At 62.2% G+C, this 20,521-nt stretch carries 9 protein-coding genes; 2 read left to right on the forward strand and 7 right to left on the reverse strand.

Going from position 1 to position 20,521, the window contains the following annotated elements; translation table 11 throughout:
• Positions 1–55: 55 nt before the first annotated feature.
• Positions 56–12,409 carry a hypothetical protein gene (locus NSJP_RS05845; RefSeq protein ID WP_080885985.1) on the reverse strand — a complete coding sequence of 4,118 codons (12,354 nt, stop codon included), beginning with the start codon at positions 12,407–12,409 and terminating at the stop codon, positions 56–58.
• A 138-nt stretch (positions 12,410–12,547) separates the two neighbouring features.
• Positions 12,548–14,170, reverse strand: a complete 1,623-nt coding sequence (locus NSJP_RS05850) for a ShlB/FhaC/HecB family hemolysin secretion/activation protein (RefSeq protein WP_172834196.1) — start codon at positions 14,168–14,170, stop codon at positions 12,548–12,550.
• 379 nt (positions 14,171–14,549) lie between these two features.
• Between NSJP_RS05850 and pyrE the strand changes: the two genes are divergently transcribed.
• Entirely contained in the window at positions 14,550–15,152 is a 603-nt protein-coding gene (gene pyrE / locus NSJP_RS05855) for an orotate phosphoribosyltransferase (RefSeq protein ID WP_080885987.1), read from the forward strand.
• Positions 15,153–15,176: 24 nt separating this feature from the next.
• On the opposite strand, the gene NSJP_RS05860 is transcribed toward pyrE, so the two are convergent.
• Entirely contained in the window at positions 15,177–15,485 is a 309-nt protein-coding gene (locus NSJP_RS05860; RefSeq protein ID WP_080885988.1) for a hypothetical protein, read from the reverse strand.
• Between the two features lie 76 nt (positions 15,486–15,561).
• On the opposite strand from NSJP_RS05860, the gene NSJP_RS05865 reads away from it, so the two are divergent.
• A complete protein-coding gene (locus NSJP_RS05865) occupies positions 15,562–15,987 on the forward strand; it encodes a rhodanese-like domain-containing protein (RefSeq protein WP_080885989.1) in 426 nt (141 codons plus the stop codon).
• Here the strand turns inward: NSJP_RS05865 and NSJP_RS05870 are convergent.
• Genes NSJP_RS05870 through NSJP_RS05885 form a run of 4 tightly spaced genes read right to left on the reverse strand, consistent with a single transcriptional unit; the run spans position 15,973 to position 20,400 of the window.
• Complete coding sequence (locus NSJP_RS05870; RefSeq protein ID WP_080885990.1) at positions 15,973–16,896, reverse strand: hypothetical protein; 924 nt, start codon at positions 16,894–16,896, stop codon at positions 15,973–15,975. The two genes, NSJP_RS05865 and NSJP_RS05870, sit on opposite strands and share 15 nt — an antisense overlap.
• 34 nt (positions 16,897–16,930) lie before the next feature.
• A complete protein-coding gene (locus tag NSJP_RS05875; protein ID WP_080885991.1) occupies positions 16,931–18,544 on the reverse strand; it encodes a hybrid sensor histidine kinase/response regulator in 1,614 nt (537 codons plus the stop codon).
• An 18-nt stretch (positions 18,545–18,562) separates the two neighbouring features.
• On the reverse strand, positions 18,563–19,018 hold the full coding sequence (locus NSJP_RS05880; protein WP_080885992.1) for a response regulator: 456 nt from the start codon (positions 19,016–19,018) through the stop codon (positions 18,563–18,565).
• Positions 19,018–20,400 carry a sensor histidine kinase gene (locus NSJP_RS05885; RefSeq protein WP_197685490.1) on the reverse strand — a complete coding sequence of 461 codons (1,383 nt, stop codon included), beginning with the start codon at positions 20,398–20,400 and terminating at the stop codon, positions 19,018–19,020. The genes NSJP_RS05880 and NSJP_RS05885 overlap by 1 nt, the downstream gene beginning before the upstream one ends.
• Positions 20,401–20,521: the final 121 nt, after the last annotated feature.

Below are 20,521 nucleotides of genomic sequence, written 5' to 3' on the forward strand. Positions count from 1 at the left end.
CTCATTGAACAGTGAGAAGCCGTCGGAACGATGGGAGTCACCGCCACCCGTAAGGTCAGCGGGCGGCGGCTCCTTCTTTGCCCACAGGCGCGGAGAGTGTCGTCGCGGGAGGACTGCAAGAACTGAGAGGGAAGCAGGGGGTGACTTCACGCCGTATGCTTTGCCCGGTTCCTTGCACGTTCACCTGTTTCTCCGTCAGAACAGATTGGGGAACGTAAGTCGAGAATACGCTGATCATGGGTGGATCCGAAGGTTGCTGACGATACCAGGGGATGACCGATTGCACGTTGAATGAGGGGATGATCCCTCTCACGCCCGCGAGAGGATCATTGTTCGGCGGCAGCGGGCAACTGTTAAAACACACGGTTCCCGGCGGAACGTTCAGCAAAGTCAGTGCGTTGCCCGGCAGCACCGCCCCCATCAAGAATGCTGATATGCCGCTCACTGCTCCTGTGGCACGGATGCTGAGTGTGCCTGGGTTAATGTTGACCCTCACCGGCGCTGTTTGGGTGCCCACGACTCCGTTAAGCGCTTGAAGGGTCGAGTTTGCACCGGCCGTGACATTGGTGCCGGATCCGACCGCGCTGAACACGGATCCTCCATTTGCGATCACGGAAACGCTGCCTCCTGTGTTCAATGACCCCAAGGTGACGTCTGTGCCCGCCGTATAGTCGAGCGACCCGGTCGTGCTAGTGGTTGTGGCCGCCGCCGCCATCGTGATTGGGCCTCCCGCCGATACTGTGGTGCCGTTGGCCCCGTTTGTGGTCAGAGCGGCAAGCTGTGTCACTGAATTTGTCGCCGCCAGGCTCAGAGTTCCACCGGTCGATGCTACTGCGCCGGCAATGGTGAGATCCGCGGCGTTCGTCGAAAGATTGCCCGATATCGTCGACGTGCCCAAGATCAAGGCATTGGCATCGGTGAGCGCCACGTTGTTCCCGCTGGTGATGGCGACCGTGCTGAAGTCGTTGCCGGCGTTCGTCAAGGTGATGTCGTTACCGGCGCCGGCGGCGAGCGTGGTGGCGCCAGTGACGGTGAGCGGCCCGGTTTGTGTGAGCGCGCCGGTGGTGGTGACCCCTAACGTGCCGCTGACGGTGGAGGTACCCAGATCCAGGGCAGTGCTATCGGTGAGGGCGACGTTGTTCCCGCTGGTGACGGCGACGGTGCTGAAATCGTTGCCGGCATTCGTCAAGGTGATGTCGTTGGCGGCGCCGGCGGCGAGCGTGGTGGCGCCAGTGACGGTGAGCGGCCCGGTTTGCGTGAGCGCGCCGGTGGTGGAGACCCCTAACGTGCCATTGATGGTCGAGGCACCGAGATCCAGGGCATTGCTATCCGTGAGGGCGACGTTGTTCCCGCTGGTGATGGCGACCGTGCTGAAGTCGTTAGCCGCGTTCGTCAAGGTGATGTCGTTGGCGGCGCCGGCGGCGAGGGTGGTGGTCCCGGCGACATTCAGGGCGCCGCTCTGGGTGAGGGCGCCGTTGGTGGTGACCCCTAACGTGCCATTGATGGTCGAGGCACCGAGCACCAGGGCATTGCTATCCGTGAGGGCGACGGTGTTCCCGCTGGTGATGGCGACCGTGCTGAAATCGTTAGCCGCGTTCGTCAAGGTGATGTCGTTACCGGCGCCGGCGGCGAGCGTGGTGGTCCCGGCGACATTCAGGGCGCCGCTCTGGGTGAGGGCGCCGTTGGTGGTGACCCCTAACGTGCCATTGATGGTCGAGGCACCGAGCACCAGGGCATTGGCATCCGTGAGGGCGACGGTGTTCCCGCTGGTGATGGCGACCGTGCTGAAATCGTTGCCGGCATTCGTCAAAGTGATGTCGTTGGCGGCGCCGGCGGCGAGCGTGGTGGCGCCGGTCACATTCAAGGGGCCGGTTTGCGTGAGCGCGCCGGTGGTGGAGACCCCTAACGTGCCGCTGATCGTGGAGGCGCCGAGCGTGAGCGCATTGATGTCAGTGAGGGCGACGTTGCGGCCGCTGGTGATGGCGACCGTGCTGAAGTCGTTGCCGGCATTCGTCAAGGTGATGTCGTTGGCGGCGCCGGCGGCGAGCGTGGTCGGGCCCGCGGCGAGGATGGCGCCGGTTTGCGTGAGCGGGCCGGTGGCGGTCACCGCCAGCGTGCCGGTGGAGGTGGCCCCGGCATTCGCACTCACCCCGCCGATGGTGACCGGGCCGGTCTCGGCCCAGGCGATGTTGCCGCCCGTGAAGGTGACGGTCTCAAAACTGTTGGCCGTATTGGTCAAGGTAATGTTGCCGCGGGTGCCGGCGGTGCCGCCGAGATCCGTGACGGTGAGGCTCTGCCCGACATTCAAGGTGACCGGGGCACTCTGGGTCAGGTTATGCGTGGCGGTGGTGCTGCCGGTGAAGGCCGGGGCCGCGGTGGTGACGGAGACCGGGCCGCCGAACTGATTGGCCGTGTTGCCGAGCGTAATGGCCGAGGGCAGCAGCGGCGGGCCGGCAAAGGTGGCGGTGGTGCCGGTCGTGGTGACCGTGATGTTGCCGGTGCCGGGTAACGGTAGCGCATTGAGATTCGTATCGGCTCCTAAGACAAAGCTGGAGCCGGTTCCTCCGATGGACGCTTGGGTGCCCCCGATCTGGGTCGTGCCCAAGAGGGTCACATTACCGGCCGGCGTCAGGGTGGCATCGCCGACGACGGTGAGGGTGTGGCCGGCCGGCAGTGTGAGATCGCCCGCTGTGGTGGTCGCGGTCAGATTGCCGCCCACGGTGGAGGTGTGGAGCGTGAGGGCCGCGCCATTGGCCAGGGTCACGGAGCCGAGCGTGGCGGCGGCGGTCGTATCGAAGCCCGCGGCTCCGCCCACGGTTAAGGCCCCGGTTTGACTGATCGCACCCCCGGCCGTGACGGCCAGATTCCCGCTGACGGTGGAGGTACCCAGATCCAGGGCAGTGCTATCGGTGAGGGCGACGTTGTTCCCGCTGGTGACGGCGACCGTGCTGAAATCGTTAGCCGCGTTCGTCAAGGTGATGTCGTTGGCGGCGCCGGCGGCGAGCGTGGTGGCGCCGGTCACATTCAAGGGGCCGGTTTGCGTGAGCGCGCCGGTGGTGGAGACCCCTAACGTGCCATTGATGGTCGAGGCACCGAGATCCAGGGCATTGCTATCCGTGAGGGCGACGTTGTTCCCGCTGGTGATGGCGACCGTGCTGAAGTCGTTAGCCGCGTTCGTCAAGGTGATGTCGTTACCGGCGCCGGCGGCGAGCGTGGTGGTCCCGGCGACATTCAGGGCGCCGCTCTGGGTGAGGGCGCCGTTGGTGGTGACCCCTAACGTGCCATTGATGGTCGAGGCACCGAGCACCAGGGCATTGGCATCCGTGAGGGCGACGGTGTTCCCGCTGGTGATGGCGACCGTGCTGAAATCGTTGCCGGCATTCGTCAAGGTGATGTCGTTACCGGCGCCGGCGGCGAGGGTGGTGGTCCCGGCGACATTCAGGGCGCCGCTCTGGGTGAGGGCGCCGTTGGTGGTGACCCCTAACGTGCCATTGATGGTCGAGGCACCGAGCACCAGGGCATTGGCATCCGTGAGGGCGACGGTGTTCCCGCTGGTGATGGCGACCGTGCTGAAATCGTTGCCGGCATTCGTCAAAGTGATGTCGTTGGCACCGGCCGTCAAGGTCGTGGTGCCGGGAATGATCAGCGTGCCGGTTTGACTGATCGCACCCCCGGCCGTGACGGCCAGATTCCCGCTTGCGGTCAGAGTCGGCAGCGAGATCGGGGCATTATCAAAGGTCAGGGTCAGATTGCGCAGATTGGTGAGGCCGGCCAGGGTGGGCACGCTGGCGCCGGCATTCACATTGCGCAGGCCCAGATCGCGGATGTTGCTCGTGGTTCCGCCAAAGGCCATTGCCCCGGTGAAGTTGTTGGGCTGCGTGTCGAGGAGGATATCGGCACCGGCCACGGTCGTGGCCAGCGTGGTAGTGCCGGGAACGGTCAGCGCGCCGGATTGAGTGATCGTGCCGCCGGCCGTGACAGACAAATTCCCGCCGGCCGTCAATGCTAGTGCCGGTAGCGAGATCGGCGTATTGTCAAAGGTCAGGGTCAGGTTGCGCAGATTGGTGAGGCCGGCCAGGGTGGGCACGCTGGCGCCGGCATTCACATTGCGCAGGCCCAGATCGCGGATGTTGCTCGTGGTCCCGCCAAAGGCCATTGCCCCGGTGAAGTTGTTGGGCTGCGTGTCGAGGAGGATATCGGAGCCGGCCACGGTCGTGGCCAGCGTGGTGGCGCCGCCCACCGCCACCGCACCGGACTGAGCAATCGTCCCGCCGGCCGTCAGGGTCAAATTCCCGCTCGCAGTCAACGCCGGCAGCGAGATCGGGGCATTATCAAAGGTCAGGGTCAGGTTGCGCAGATTGGTGAGGCCGGCCAGGGTGGGCACGCTGGCGCCGGCATTCACATTGCGCAGCCGCACGTCACGAAGGTTGCTCTGCGTACCGCCGAATACGATCGCACTCCCAAAGTCATTGGCCTGGGTTGCCAACAAGACGTCAGTATTTGTAGTGGTGGCCGTGAATGTAGTGACGCCGGTGACGTTCAGCACTCCCGACTGGCTGAGCGGCCCGCCGGCCGTGAGGCCGAGCGTGCCGCTGACCGTGGAGGCACCGAGCACCAGGGCATTGCTATCCGTGAGGGCGACGTTGTGGCCGCTGGTGATGGCGACCGTGCTGAAGTCGTTGCCGGCATTCGTCAAGGTGATGTCGTTACCGGCGCCGGCGGCGAGCGTGGTGGTCCCGGCGACATTCAGGGCGCCGCTCTGGGTGAGGGCGCCGGTGGTGGTGACCCCTAACGTGCCATTGATGGTCGAGGCACCGAGCGTGAGGGCATTGATGTCAGTGAGCGTGACGTTGTTGCCGCTCACGATCGAGACCGGGCCGGTAAAGTTGTTGGCGTTGTCGAGCGTGATGTCATTCACCCCGGCCGTCAAGGTCGTGGTGCCGGGGATGACGAGATTCCCTGTGTCGGTGATGCCGCCGCCGGCCGTGACCGTCAAGTTCCCGCCGCCGGTCAGGGTCAGAGCCGGTAGGGCCACCGGGGCACTGTTGAAGGTCAGGGTCAGATTGCGCAGATTGGTGAGGCCGGCCAGGGTGGGCACGCTGGCGCCGGCATTCACATTGCGCAGGCTCAGATCGCGGATGTTGCTCGTGGTTCCGCCGAAGGCAATCGCTCCGGTGAAGTTATTGGGCTGCGTGTTGAGGAGAATATCGGAACCGGCCACGGTCGTGGCCAACGTCGTGGTGCCGCCCACCGTCATGGTGCCGGATTGGGTAATTGAGCCACCGGCCGTCAGATTCACGGCACCACTGGCGGCGAGCGTGGGTACGGTGATGGGTGCATTGTCAAACGTCAGGGTCAGATTGCGCAGATTGGTGAGGCCGGCCAGGGTGGGCATGGTGGCGCCGGCATTGAGATTCCGCAAGCCCAGATCGCGGATGTTGCTGGTGGTCCCGCCAAGAGTGACAGCACCGGTGATGTTATTGGCATGGGTGTTGAGGAGAATATCGGAACCGGCCACCGTGGTGGCCAGGGTCATGGTGCCGGGAACAGTCAGCGCTCCGGACTGAGCAATCATGCCACCGGCAGTGGCGGTCAAGTTGCCGCCGGCCGTCAGTGTCAGAGTGGGCAATGTGATGGGCGCGTTGTCAAAGGTCAAGGTCAGGTTGCGGAGATTCGTCAGGCCGGCCAGGGTCGGTACAGTCGCCCCCGCGTTTACATTGCGCAGGGAGACATCGCGGAAGTTGGCCTGCGTTCCGGCAAATGAAAAGGCTCCGCCGAGGTTGTTGGCCTGCGTGCCGAGGAGCACGTCGCTATTGGCTGCCGTCGCCGTCAATGTGGTTGTCCCGGTCACCGTCAGTGCACCTGACTGACTCAGCGTTCCTCCTGTCGTGACGTCGAGCGTGCCGCTGACCGTGGAAGCGGCAAGAGTGAGCGCAGCGCTGTCAGTGAGGGCGACGTTATTGCCGCTCGTAATGCCGACCGTTGAGAAGTTGTTGGCGGCATTGGTCAAGACAATATTGTTGGCGGATCCCGCGGCCAGAGTGGTCGTGCCACCTACATTCAGCGGACCGCTCTGGGTGAGGGCGCCGTTCGTCGTCACGTCGAAGGTTCCGCCGATCGTGGAGGATCCAAGAATCAGTGCGTTGGCGTCACGGAGTGTGACGTTGTTCCCGGTGGTGATGCCGATCGTGCTGAAGTTGTTAGCGGCATTATTCAGCACGATGTTGTTGGCGGCACCGGCGGCCAGGGTCGTCGCGCCGGTCACATTCAGCGCACCGCTCTGGGTTACGACCCCGTTGGCCGCCACGTTGAAGGTGCCGCTGATCGTGGATGTCCCGAGATCGAGAGCATTGGCATCGGTGAGGGCGACGTTGTTGCCGGTCGTGATGCCGACGGTGGTGAAATTGTTGGCCGCATTATTCAAGGTGATGTTGTTGGCGGCGCCGGCGGCGAGGGTCGTGACTCCGGCGACGTTCAAGGCTCCGGATTGCGTGATGGCCCCTGCCGTGGTGACCCCCAACGTCCCGCTGACGGTGGAGGCGCCGAGGATCAAGGCGTTGGCATCGGCGAGGGCAACGTTGTTGCCGCTGGTGATGCTCGCCGTCGAGAAGTTGTTGGCGGCATTGTTCAGAGTAATATCGTTGGCGGCGCCAGCGGCCAAGGTGGTGGAACCGGTCACAACCAGGGGGCCACTTTGGGTCAGAGCACCGTTAGTGGTGACGTTGAATGTCCCGCTGACGGTGGATGTGCCGAGGCTCAGCGCGTTGGCGTCGGTGAGGGCGACGTTGTTGCCATTGGTGATGCCGACGGTAGAGAAGTTATTGGCTGCGTTATTCAAGGTGATGTTATTGGCGGCACCGGCGGCGAGGGTCGTGATCCCGGCCACGTTCAAGGCTCCGGATTGGGTGATGGCTCCTGCCGTCGTGACCCCCAACGTGCCATTGACCGTGGAGGTGCCCAGATCCAGAGCGTTGATGTCGTTCAAGGTGACGTTGTTGCCGCTGACGATCGAGACCGAGCCGGTAAAGTTATTGGCATTGTCGAGCGTGATATTGTTCGTTCCTGCCGTCAACGTCGTCGTCCCGGGCACGACGACGTTGCCGGTGTCGGTGATGGCGCCGCCGGCCGTGACTGTCAAGTTTCCGCCGCCGGTCAACGTTACGGCCGGCAAGGCGACCGCGGCATTATTGAAAGTCAAGGTCAGGTTGCGCAAATTGGTCAGGCCGGCCAGGGTGGGAACGGTCGCGCTCGCGCTGATATTCCGAAGTTGCACATCTCGAAAATTCGCCTGAGTGCCTGCAAACGAGAGGGTTCCCCCGAAACTATTGGCTTGAGTATCAAGCAGGATGTCGCTCGCAGCCGCCGTAGCAGTGAAACTGGTTGTGCCGGTCACGGCCAGCGCACCGCTCTGAGTCAGCACGCCACCCGTGGTGAGGGCCAGGGTGCCACTGACAGTCGAGGCTGCGAGATTCAGGACGTTAGCATCGGTGAGGGTGACGTTGTTGCCATTGGTGATGCCGACGGTGGAGAAATTGTTGGCCGCATTATTCAAGGTGATGTTGTTGGCGGCGCCGGCGGCGAGGGTCGTGACCCCGGCGACGGTGAGGGCGCCGCTCTGGGTCAGGGCGCCGTTGGTGGTGACACCCAGGGTGCCGGAGACGGCCGAGGTTCCTAGCACGAGCGCATTGCTATCGACCAACGCCACGTTGTTGCCATTGGTGATGCCGACGGTGGAGAAGTTATTGGCTGCGTTATTCAAGGTGATGTTGTTAGCGGCGCCGGCGGCGAGGGTCGTGACCCCGGCGACGGTGAGGGCGCCGCTCTGGGTCAGGGCGCCGTTGGTGGTGACGCCCAGGGTGCCACTGACGGTCGACGCGGCGAGGTTGAGGGCGGTCGAATCTTGTAGCGTGACGTTGTTGGCGTTGGTGATGCCGACGGTGCCGAAGACGTTTCCGGCGTTATTCAAAGTGATGTTGTTGGCGGCGCCGGCGGCGAGGGTCGTGGCGCCGGCGACGGTGAGGGCGCCGCTCTGGGTCAGGGCGCCGTTCGTCGTCACGTCGAAGGCTCCGCTGATTGTGGAGACGCCGAGGATGAGGGCGTTCGTATCCCGAAGCGAGACATTGTTGCCATTGGTGATGCCGACGGTGGAGAAATTGTTGGCCGCATTATTCAAGGTGATGTCGTTAGCGGTGCCGGCGGCGAGGGTCGTGACCCCGGCGACGGTGAGGGCGCCGCTCTGGGTCAGGGCGCCGTTGGTGGTGACGCCCAGGGTGCCACTGACGGTCGACGCGGCGAGGGTCAGGGCATTGGCATCGGTGAGGGCGACATTGTTGCCGGTCGTGATGCCGACGGTGGAGAAATTGTTGGCCGCATTATTTAAGGTGATGTTGTTGGCGGCGCCGGCGGCGAGGGTCGTGGCGCCGGCGACGGTGAGGGCGCCGCTCTGGGTCAGGGCGCCGTTGGTGGTGACGCCCAGGGTGCCACTGACGGTTGACGCGGCGAGGGTCAGGGCATTGGCATCGGTGAGGGCGACATTGTTGCCGGTCGTGATGCCGACGGTGGAGAAGTTATTGGCTGCGTTATTCAAGGTGATGTCGTTAGCGGCGCCGGCGGCGAGGGTCGTGACCCCGGCGACGGTGAGGGCGCCGCTCTGGGTCAGGGCGCCGTTGGTGGTGACGCCCAGGGTGCCACTGACGGTTGACGCGGCGAGGGTCAGGGCATTGGCATCGGTGAGGGCGACATTGTTGCCGGTCGTGATGCCGACGGTGGAGAAATTGTTGGCCGCATTATTTAAGGTGATGTTGTTGGCGGCGCCGGCGGCGAGGGTCGTGACCCCGGCGACGGTGAGGGCGCCGCTCTGGGTCAGGGCGCCGTTGGTGGTGACACCCAGGGTGCCGGAGACGGCCGAGGTTCCTAGCACGAGCGCATTGCTATCGACCAACGCCACGTTGTTGCCATTGGTGATGCCGACGGTGGAGAAATTGTTGGCCGCATTATTCAAGGTGATGTTGTTGGCGGCGCCGGCGGCGAGGGTCGTGACCCCGGCGACGGTGAGGGCGCCGCTCTGGGTCAGGGCGCCGTTGGTGGTGACACCCAGGGTGCCGGAGACGGCCGAGGTTCCTAGCACGAGCGCATTGCTATCGACCAACGCCACGTTGTTGCCATTGGTGATGCCGACGGTGGAGAAGTTATTGGCTGCGTTATTCAAGGTGATGTTGTTAGCGGCGCCGGCGGCGAGGGTCGTGACCCCGGCGACGGTGAGGGCGCCGCTCTGGGTCAGGGCGCCGTTGGTGGTGACGCCCAGGGTGCCACTGACGGTCGACGCGGCGAGGTTGAGGGCGGTCGAATCTTGTAGCGTGACGTTGTTGGCGTTGGTGATGCCGACGGTGCCGAAGACGTTTCCGGCGTTATTCAAAGTGATGTTGTTGGCGGCGCCGGCGGCGAGGGTCGTGGCGCCGGCGACGGTGAGGGCGCCGCTCTGGGTCAGGGCGCCGTTCGTCGTCACGTCGAAGGCTCCGCTGATTGTGGAGACGCCGAGGATGAGGGCGTTCGTATCCCGAAGCGAGACATTGTTGCCATTGGTGATGCCGACGGTGGAGAAATTGTTGGCCGCATTATTCAAGGTGATGTCGTTAGCGGTGCCGGCGGCGAGGGTCGTGACCCCGGCGACGGTGAGGGCGCCGCTCTGGGTCAGGGCGCCGTTGGTGGTGACGCCCAGGGTGCCACTGACGGTCGACGCGGCGAGGGTCAGGGCGGTCGAGTCTTGTAGCGTGACGTTGTTGGCGTTGGTGATGCCGACGGTGCCGAAGACGTTTCCGGCGTTATTCAAAGTGATGTTGTTGGCGGCGCCGGCGGCCAAGATGGTCGTGCCGGCGACATTCAGAGCGCCGGATTGCGTGATCGCTCCCGCGCTGGTGATGCCTAACGTCCCACTGATGGTCGAGGCCCCCAGATCGATCGCATTGCTATCCACCAACGTCACATTATTGCCGCTGGTGATACTGACGGTACTAAAGTTGTTGGTATTATTCAGCGTGATATTGTTGGCAGCTCCGGCAGCCAACGTGGTTGTGCCCGTGACCACCAGGTTGCCGCTGTCCGTAATAGCGCCGTTGGCCGTCACGTTAAGGGCACCGGAAACCGTCGAGGCGGCGAGGTTGAGGGCGGTCGAGTCTTGTAGTGTGACATTGTTGGCGTTGGTGATGCCGACGGTGCCGAAGACGTTCCCGGCGTTATTCAAAGTGATGTCGTTGGTGGCACCGGCGGCCAAGGTGGTCGTGCCGCTGACATTCAGGGCGCCGGATTGCGTGATGGCCCCGGCGGTCGTGACTCCCAGGGTACCGCCGACAGTGGAGGCGGCGAGATCCAGGGCGTTGGCATCCCGGAGCGCGACGTTGTTGCCGCTGGTAATGCCGACGGTACTGAAGTCATTGGCGGCATTGGTGAGCGTGATGTTGTTGGCGCCGGCAGCGACGGTGGTCGAGCCGGTGACGGCGAGCGCGCCGCTCTGAGTGACGGCGCCGCCGGTGGTGACATTGAGATTCCCGCTCACGGTTGAGGTGCCCAAGACCAACGCATTCGTATCACTCACCGTGACGTTGTTGCCGCTGGCGACGGCGACGGTACCAAAGTTGTTCGCTCCGTTGTTCAGCGTCGCGTTATTTGCAGCACCGGCGTTGATCGTCGTGGTGCCGCTTGAGGTCACGGTTCCTGTCAGGTTGATGCTGCCTGCCCCGCCCGCGTTGGTGCCGAGGGTCAGGTTGATAGCGCCGTTGCCGGAACTGACGTTGCCTGCTCCAGAAATGCTGCCTGCACCGGCCGCCCTGCCTGCACCGGCTGCCGCGTCGTTTGCTGTCATGGAAATCGCGGCGTTGGTCGTGCTGACGTTCGCATTCAGGGTGATGTTGCGGCCGGCCTGCATTGTCAGCGTGCGACCGGAGTTGGTCTTGGCGATGGCATTCGACACCGTAATGTCGTTATTGGCTTGCAAGGTGATGTTGGCATTGGCATTGATCGTCGTGGGTGAGATGGTGCAACCGCCGGCCGCACAGTCCGGGTCGGCGAATTGATCCACTTGTGCGGCGGTTGCCGTGCCGCCTGTCGCCACCGTGATGTTCGTCGGGTCGAGCAGTAATGTTCCCATGGTGCCATTCGGAGCCTGCGTATCAACCTGTCCCGTAAAGGCCAGATTGCGATGGCCCGATACTTCAACATGGCCGCCATCGCCCGCGAGGGAACCGCCGGTCGCTTGGATTTGTCCGCCGAACTGCGTATTGCCGTCCGACCAAATTACCGCATTGCCGGCGCTCGAGTGTCCGCTGCCGGAGGTATCAATAACGCTGTTGCCCGTGACCACGGTGTTCTTCGTCGAAGAAATCAGGACCTGCCCTCCCTGTGCCCATTCCGCTCCGCGAGCGAGTATGTTTCCCGCGACGCCGACGTTCTGACCGGTCACGGTGACCTGGCCTTGTGCGGCACCCGGTTGCGCGGCCGAAACGTCGATCGTTCCGGTATTGAGAACCGCCCCGTCCGCATTCTTCACTTGACCGAGATTGGCCTGCCATCCCACGGTGCCTGTATTGGCCACGGAGTCTGAGCCTTCCAGGCGAACGCTGCCGCCGTGGTTGACGAGACTCTTGGCCCGAATGACCCCGCTTTGATTGACGACGGATGAGAAGATATCGCCGGAGGCCTTGGCGGACAGGATGACCTGTCCTCCGTCGGCTTGAATGGTGCCTGAGTTGCTGACGGCCGAGGACAGCGGCTTGCCATCCATCCCTGTCACATGGTCCAGTACCTTTCCGTTGATGGCGTAATTGATGAGTCCGTCGCCCATCAAGTCCAAGGTCAGTTGTTGCCCGGAGCCCAGCACCACCTTGCCGAGGTTGGCGACGATGAGTCCGTCATTGGCCACGCCCGGTGCCACGAGGAACACGAAGCCATGGTCGGAAACCCGGATGGTGCCGTGATTGATGACGCTTCGCAGGCCCTTCAGGGGATCCTGGGCGAAGAGAAACCGGCCGGCCATGAAATCTTCATCACGGATTTGCAGGGTCGTGGCCAGCAGGCCACCGACGTTGATTTGGGCTCCGGCTCCGAAGAGGATGCCGTTGGGATTAATGAGAAAGATGCGGCCGTTCGCCTGCAGCTGGCCCAAGATGACCGATGGATCGACGCCGACGACCCGGTTCAATGCGATCGAGTTGACGGAGGGCTGCGCAAAGCGCACGGATTCATGTCCGCCGATCGAAAAGCTCTGCCAGTTGATGATGGCTTTGTCCGTGGATTGATGAATATCCAGAGTATTGGGGTTCGTATGTTGAATGGTGGCATGCCCGCCGACGACTTTCCCGTCGCTCGGCAGAGCGGCGGCAAGGCTCGGCAATAGGAGCTGGAGCGTTGCCAGCAAGGCGCATAGTCCCCGGACGGCACGGGAACGTCGGAACCGTGGACGGCGACTGATCAGGCTTCTGCAGCCATGTCGTGCGATTGCTCTGTCGAAGCCGCTCATAGTCTGCCGCCTTTGTTCCCTATCGGTCACACTCGTTCAGAACCTTGCGATGGCCTGTATATAAATGGTGGGGGAACGACCTCCGGATATCGTTCCGCCGCTTGGTGTGGGACCCAGGGGAAAGCCCACGTCGCAGCGGAACTTGGTGGAAAAATACGGCAACTCCGTCTGCAGGCCGACGCCGGTGCCGGTCAGGCTGGTCGAGCTGATCTCGCCGGGCTGAGGATTCTTCAGTCGGCCGGCACCATAATCGATGAAGACTGACCCCTGGGTTTGCTTCAACGCGTTGGGCATCAGGGACGTGAAAAAGGGAATGCGCGTTTCGGCTGAAAGGGTATAGCCTTCATCGACAAAGCGTTCGCCCAGTTGATAGCCCCGTACGGAGTCCGGCCCGCCCAGCAGCATCTGTTCGATGACGACCAGGGGTCGGGTGGTCAGCTGGCCGCTTGCTCTCAAGAGCAGGAGGAGGTCATGCCCCAGGCTCTGCACCCGACCTGCCATCAGGGTTCCCTTGGTGAATCGATCGTCGGCGCCCAGTCTGGTCGATTGAGGATCGTTGTTCGACATGCCTCCAAGTGCTTCTCCGAGACCTTGGAATCCGTACAGCGAGAAATAGGTGCGACCGGACAGGTCGAGGCGATCGTAATTGATTCCCAGCTTCAACTCGCGAATCCGGTCGTCCCCGGTTTGTTGACTGAGCGTGAAGAGCTGATTGTTTTTTCCCGCAAAACCGAAATCGGCAAGCAGGGATTGAAACCGTGTCTTGATGAAGGGATGCGTCACCGAGGCGTCGAACGTCTGGATGCGGCCTTCGATGCCCAATGCCGCCAGTTCCGCTCCCACGTTGAACATGCCTCCCGATCCGGAGAGGACCAGCTTGGTTCCATGCACGCCGATAGGCACCGCGTATGAGCCGAATCCGAACAGCAACTGATCGGGATGGTTTCCGATGATGCCGTTCAAATTGAGGGTGGCGCCGTCGAACAGGACGTTCCCGGCTTCGACTCCTGCGCCGATGCGGTAACGGGAAATCGTGTTGAAGCCGTAGTTGTTGAAATCCAACGACGCATGGAGCGGGCGCTTGTCCTCGGCTTTCACCTGAACGTTCGTCGAACCGGTCGAGGTGCCCGGTTCCAGGACGGCCGATACCTTGAGGTCCGGGTAATCGTTGAGCAACAGCAGCGCCCGCTCCAACGCCACATTGCGGATAACGTTGTCTTCCATGGCCTGGGCAAAACTGCCGCGGATGAATTCCGTCGAATAGTGTTGGTTGCCGGTGACGACGATCTCTCCCACCCGGCCCTCGAGGATGGCAATGTTCACCACGCCGAACCGGATGTCCTGTTGGGGAATGTAGGCGGTGGCGAGCGTATAGCCCTTGTTCTTATAGAGATCCTGGACGGTCCCGGCCACTCGCTCAAGGTCCGGTAATGCGAGCGACTGACCGATGTACGGCTGAGTCAGCCTCTCCAGTTCCATTTGTGAGACGACCGTGTTCCCGGTGAACGAAAAGCCTTTGACCAACAGATGGTCGCCGCCGACCGTTTCGGCGCGGCTCGGCCACGGCAGGGCCGAGGCGATCATGACGAGGAGGGCGGCCGCCCATCGATACCCGCGCGTATGAGGAGTTGTTCCCTGGCCCATCCGTTGTCGCTTCACTTTGCCGCCGAGCTATGCCAAGATGAGCCGGTTTCAGACGCTGTGAGGTTCCCCTTGTTGGTCTGGCTGCTGCTCATTCCCGTCTTTCTGGTTTCCATCGGTTGCGCCGTATACCCCGACGCCTCTTCTGAAGTTCGTAACAAGACCGAGTCCGGTGAAGCCGAGCCGCCGCCTGCAGTCGAACGAATGGAGACTCCCTCACGGCCTGCGACGACCTGTCCGGCCGGCATGCGAGGCTCTTGTTAGCGTCTATGCGGCACGATATAAATACGTCCATTAGGGTCGTCTGACCCTATCGTGAACGTCCAGTAGGGTCAATTAATTGTCAGTTTTTGTACGTATGGCGCCTAGGGAAGTTGAGAGAAACTGAGGAGCAGTCATGACGATCGGTGACTCGACGATGACGGAGATGAAGGGTGAGCTGGCCCGAGCCTTTCACGAGACTCAGTCGTTCAAATGGGATTCACAGAAGGGATTCGTTCTGGCTTCCGGCGAGAGGAGTCCCTATTACGTCGATTGTCGCTCCCTCATGGCGCACCCGTCGGCGCGGCGCCTCGTCGGAATGTTGGCCAATGAGGCATTGGTTGGAAGCGATATCGATTGCCTCGGTGGACTCGAGATCGGGGCCATTTCGATCGCGACGACGATCTCGGATTGCGGATATCAGGCTATCCCACGCCGCGACTGGCGTACGTTTGTCGTGCGCAAGCAGGCGAAAGACCATGGTCTGGGGAAATTGGTCGAAGGAGCCGCACGTCCGGGAGACCGGGCGCTCATCGTCGATGATGTATTGACGAGCGGAGGTTCCCTGCTGAAGGCGGTGGCGGCCGCCCGCGGGATGGGGTTGATCGTCCGGCAGGCGCTCGTGATCGTGGACCGGAAGGAGCAAAATGGACGTGCACGTGTGGAGCAAGAGGGGGTCTCGCTCATCGCGTTGCTGACGATCGAAGATCTGACTCGTCAGGGGGCGACGCCGGTCTAAGCGTGAGTGTCGCGGGGTACCACGTTATTTGCACCGGAACTCAATGCCCCATCGCCGTTCCCGCACCATTTCTTGAGATCCTTCCACCGCGCCTGCGATTCTTGCCCTGCCTTTCGCCTCTCCTTCGCGGACGATCGTATAGGGGCCTCCGCATTTCTCTTTGATCAGAGTCAGCGCGTCCTTACGGAATGAGGACAGCACGGCTCCCTGGTCACCTTTGAAGGGATACACAACGACCCCTCCGGAGTCATCGTTCTGAACCAGCCTGGCACCGTCGGCACAGCCGGCGAGACACAACAGTAGGATACATGCGAGGCTTGACCGAAACTTCATGATCCACCTATCATAATGAGGGTGTACGGCGTTGTCGAATGAATCATCCGGCAAGGCTCAGCTGAGGAGGACGGCGATGAGGACGCGACTTGCAACATGCATGGCCTGGACAGTGGCGGTGTTTGTGCTCACGATTGGAACGGTGTCGGCTGACCATTCGTATCTTCTCACCGTGCAACAACTCCGAGCCGGATTGAACAAGGCCGGTTCTCCGGATCGGAAGGGATTCGTGCTCATCGACGTCCGCTCTCCCGAAGAGCACGCGGGAGGCTATATTCCGGGGACTGATTTCAATATCGATTTCCGCGAAATCAAGGCTCGTCACCGGGAACTGGGCGCCGACTACGGCGATCACATCGTCGTCTATTGTCAGTCGGGCCGTCGCAGCGGCATCGCGGCGGAGGCGCTGGCAGATCTCGGATACACGCGGGTGTATAACGTGAGCGGCAGCATGAATGCCTGGATGGAAGCGGGCTATCCCATTGCCTCAGCGGGTCGCTGACTTGCGCGGCGGAGTCTTCGTAGCCGGTGCCGATGAATGTCTCGGACTGATGCCAATGACGGCAGGCAATCCGATGTGACCCGAGCCCGTGTCGGCAAAAAACGGCATCCACCCGGCCCCAAGATCCGCGTGAGTCGCGTTGCGACGCAACACCGGACCTAATGCGACGTCCGATGACGACCCTCCATCCATTGCCATCGCCCGCCGGATCGTCGGAAACTCCTCGTGCAAGCATTGACCGATATCGAACAACGTCGCAGGTTGAGTCGTTTTGACCACCAGCATCGGCCCGCCGATTTCTTCCGCCAGGATCGTTTGCTGCGCTTGTTTCCCCGAGCGTCGCACGCGCACGGTCCCGTTCTCATCCAACAGCATGAGTGACTGCGCGGCTTCCTGGTAGGGAAGTTCTCTGACATCAAACGATTCGACGGCGAGATCCAGAATCTTGGCAGGAGGATCGCCGGCGCGGGTAGGTTCTGCGACGAACAGCCCCAGCCATGTCCCGTGCTGCTTGCCGCCGAGCGACATGCCGTTGCCAAATAAGAGTCCCAAATAGGCGAAGTTTTCCCGGAACAGTCCGGCGTTGAAGACAAGATCATGGCCCGTCCGCGTTTGCCATTCGTGGATGTCAGGAGGTTGGGCAAGCCCCTCGTTCCGGTAGTAATGAACCGAAAAGCGATAGCGACGGGGATCGATCGCGATCAGGATCAGCGGTGGAACATCCGGACAGGGAGTGGTCCAGAGCGTGACGCGCAATCCGTCGGCCACCTGCTCCCAGGAAGGAGGTCGGGCCCATGCAGCCGTCGGACCGCCGGGCAGTAGTGTCATCGCCGAGATGAAGAGGAGGCACAGGAAGCGGCTGAGTCCGATGAACGGAGAGGGACGGAATGAAGCAGTCGGGATTGTCATCGTCGAGTGACCGGACGCACAATGATGGCGAGCATCAGCGCTTCCGTCCTGGCGAACGTCCCGTCAGGGTCCTTGACCCTGGGATGACCGTATCGAGAAGCTGGCGGACCGTTTGCGCCAATACTTCCGGCGTAAACGGTTTCTGGAGAAATGCGGTGGTGTCGTCATCTTGGCCGGACAGAATTCCAACGTCGTCCGTGTATCCCGACATGAACAGAATGCGGAGATCCGGCTTGATGATCAGGAGGTGGTTCGCCAATTCCCGTCCGCCCATGCCGGGCATGACCATGTCGGTCAGCAGCAGGTGCAAGGATCCGACATGCTGGCTGGCGAGCAAACAGGCCTCCACCCCGTTTTTCGACTCGATGACATGATAGCCCAACTTTCGGAGTTCGTCGCGGACGAGCATCCGCACGCTCGTATCGTCCTCGACCAGGAGGATGGTTTCAGTACCCCGTCGGGGCGGACCATGTTCTTCGTGTGCCGGCGAAAGGATTTCGCCGCGCACGTTGGGAAAATAGATGTCGAATCTCGCGCCGTGTCCGGGGCGGCTGCTGACGTCGATCGCGCCGCCGCATTGCGTGACGATTCCGAAGACGGTCGACAGCCCCAACCCGCTGCCTTTCCCCTCCTCTTTCGTCGTATAAAACGGTTCGAAAAGGTGTGAGCGTGTCTGGCGATCCATGCCGCAGCCCGTATCGCTCACCGACAGTCTGACGTACGGTCCCGGTGTCAGCGGCCGGACGTGATACGGAGGACTCGTCGTAATGTCCACTAGGGCCGATTCGATCGTCAAGATCCCGCCGTTGGTCATTGCGTCCCTGGCGTTGACGACCAAGTTCATCACCACTTGCTCCAACTGGGCTTGATCAGCTCGCACCTGACTGTTGGAAGGATCGAGCGAAATGACCAGGCGAATGTCGGCGCCGATCAGACGGCGCAGCATGCCTTCCAGGTTCGTGATGACGCCATTCATGGCGAGGAGCTTCGGCTCGAGAGGCTGCTTTCGACTGAACGTCAGAAGCTGACGGATCAGCATGGCGGCCCGTTCGCCGGCCTTGAGAGTTTCGTCGATCTTGCCGTGCAGCGGGTGATCCGATCCCAACTCGGTCGACAGCACGTGGCCGTATCCCATAATCACGGTCAGGAGGTTGTTGAAGTCATGCGCGATGCCTCCGGCCAGGCGTCCGACGGCTTCCATTTTTTGCGCCTGGCGAAATTGCTTCTCGCTCTGCCTGAGGGCCTGTTCGGCCCGTTGCCGCTCCCGTCGCTCGTCGCGCTCCCTCAATGCGCGCTGAACTGAGGGGACGAGCCTGCCCAGGCGCTGCTTCAGCACGTAATCCGTCGCCCCCTGGTGCATCGCGTCGATGGCGAGTTCTTCGCCGATCAGGGCCGAGACGAACAGGAAGGGAATGTCCGGCGCATACTGGCGGGCCAGGGCGAGGGCGCTCATGCCGTCGAATCCAGGCAGAGAGTAGTCGGCCAGGATCAGGTCAATGGATCCCGCCTTGAGCGCGGCCAGGAAGGTGGTACGGGTATCCACCCGATGAGAGGCGCACGTGAGTCCTGACTCGGTCAACGTCGCCAGCACCAATTCGGCGTCGACCGGATTGTCCTCAAGATGCAGCAGACGGAGCGGCTGGCTCACATGTCCTTTATGGAGAGGTTAGGATCGAGACTCGAGGCCGGGCGGCGGTGGCTCGTTGATGACCCCCCAAAAGACTCCCAGCTCCTTGACCGCGGTGATGAATTGATGAAACTCAACCGGTTTGACCACGTACGCATTGGCTCCCAGGGCGTAGCTCTCGGCGAGGTCGCGTTCTTCCCTCGACGACGTCAGCATGACGACCGGAATCGGTTTGAGGTCGGCGTCGTTCTTGATGGTCCGCAACACTTCGAGCCCGTCGACTTTCGGCATTTTGAGATCCAGGAAGACGACCGCCGGGTTGCCTTGTTGGCGTCCCCGATAGGAGCCCCGACAATACAGGTAGTCGAGCACCTCGGCCCCGTCATGACAGACGACGACCTTGTCGGCAATATGATGCTCTTCCATGGCGGCCAGCGCCAGTTCCGCGTCCCGTGGATTGTCTTCAGCGAGCAGGATGGGTTTGACGGTCGTCATCAGGAGGACCTCTTGATCGGGAGAGAAAAGTAAAATGTGGCTCCCTGGTCGAGCGCGCCCTCAGCCCAGGTTCGACCGCCGTGTCGATGGACGATCCGTCTCACATTGGCCAAGCCGATGCCGGTTCCTTCAAATTCGTCGTTGCGGTGCAGCCGCTGAAACACGCCGAAGAGCTTGTTGACGTACTGCATGTCGAAGCCGACTCCGTTGTCGCGTACGAACAATTCAATCTCCCCCGGTGCCCCGTCGCGGACGCCGATTGCGATCTTCGGCTCGCTTCTCGTCGCCGTAAACTTAACGGCGTTGGAGATAAGATTCATGTACACCTGCCTGAGCATGGCCGGATCGGCGGACACTTCCGGCAACGGGTCAATTGTCCAGGAGATGGGCTTGGCTTGCAAGTCAAGCCGCAAATCATGAATGACCGTCTTGACCAGCTGGTTGAGGTCGACCGTGGCGTGCAGCATTTCCTGTCGACCCATGCGGGAGAAAACGAGAAGATCGTCGATGAGCTGCCCCATCTGTTTGGCGGAATCCGAGATCGTCTGCAGATACCGTTGAGCCTTGTCGGTCAGCGTCGATCCCGCCGTCTTCGCGAGCAGCGACGCGTAACCGTCGATGTGACGAAGCGGCGCACGGAGATCGTGGGAGACGGAATAGCTGAAGGCCTCGAGTTCTTTGTTGGCGGCTTGGAGAAGCTCGCCGCGGCGTTTGAGCTCGCCGGCGATGCGGCGGCGCGCCGTCACGTCGTAGTGGATCAGATAGTAGACTGATCCGAGAAGCACCAATTGCAACAGGGCTCCGAGAACCAAGAGCGCGATGGTATTGCGGGTGCTCGCCGTCGATTGGACGACTCGGATCTGGGTCAGGCGTTGCTCATCGGATTCGAGTTCGGCCATCACGGCGTGGATCTCGGAGAGCTCGTGTTTTGCGGCTCCGGAGAGAGCGAGGTGCCGCACGCCCTCCGCGCCGCGCCGTTCCCGCTCCTCGATGGCCTGGACCTCCGCCTGGATTTGGCGGTTGATCAATTCCTCCAGCCTCGCCACGCGGGGCGCCTGCTCCGGTGTGTCGGCGGTCAGCAGTTCGAGATAGCGGAAATATTCGGGAGCCTGCTCCAGGACGCTACGGTGCGCTTTCAGATACGAGTCGTCGCCCGTCACCAGGAAGCGACGGTGACCGTTCTCCGCGGCATCGAGCGTGTGGCCGATTGAGGCCAGCAGTTGAATGAGCTCGTGGCTGGCGGTGTCGAGATGGCTATTACGGACGACGATGGAGGTATTGCGATAGGAAATGGCGCTGATGACGACGATGCCGGCAAACACGAGGCCGAATCCGGCCAAGACGCGTTGCTCCAGCGACCACCGGGTCGCCCACGCCGGCAACCTCCGGCGATGCGGCGTGCGCACCTTGGATGAGGCCGATAAGGCGTCTGACGGATCAGGCGAAACGGCTGGGATAGAGGTTGGGCGGTCCTGCGTAGCAGATTCCATGGCTGAACGAAGG

The sequence above is a fragment of the Nitrospira japonica genome (assembly GCF_900169565.1).
Lineage (GTDB): Bacteria > Nitrospirota > Nitrospiria > Nitrospirales > Nitrospiraceae > Nitrospira_C > Nitrospira_C japonica_A.